Here is a 537-nt window from a genome sequence, read left to right as displayed (position 1 = left end):
GTAGAGGGGGATGGCGCGGCCCAGGTCCCCGGCGGAACTGTAGGCGGCGGCGAGGTTGTTCCGGCTGGTCAGGGTGTCGGGGTGGGTGTCGCCGAGGGCCAGCTCGCGTTGGGCGAGGGTGGTCTCGTAGAGCGGGATGGCGCGACTCAGGTCCCCGGCCGACTCGTAGGCGCCGGCGAGGTTGTTGCGAATCATCAGGGTGTGGGGGTGGGTGTCGCCGAGGACCTGTTCGCTCTGGACCAGGGTGGTCTCGTAGAGGGGGATGGCGCGGCCCAGGTGCCCGGCGGAACGGTAGGCACTGGCGAGGTTGTTCCGGCTGGTCAGGGTGTCGGGGTGGGTGTCGCCGAGGACCTGTTCGCTCTGGGTGAGGGTGGTCTCGTAGAGGGGGATGGCGCGGTCCAGGTGCCCGACGGAACGGTAGGCACTGGCGAGGTTGTTGCGACTGGTCAGGGTGTCGGGGTGGGTGTCGCCGAGGACCTGTTCGCTCTGGGTGAGGGTGGTCTCGTAGAGGGGGATGGCGCGGTCCAGGTGCCCGAC

The 537-nt window shown here is 69.6% G+C and carries 1 protein-coding gene; it reads right to left on the bottom strand.

Annotated elements, in window-relative coordinates; all coding sequences use genetic code 11:
- Nucleotides 1–537 (bottom strand): tetratricopeptide repeat protein (locus ACZ3J7_RS04370; protein WP_465616727.1); only part of this gene is annotated, 537 nt, incomplete at both ends.

Source organism: Kitasatospora sp. NPDC015121, assembly GCF_055562955.1.
The sequence above is the reverse complement of the archived record's forward strand: the minus strand, read 5'-3'. Positions and strand labels throughout refer to the sequence as shown.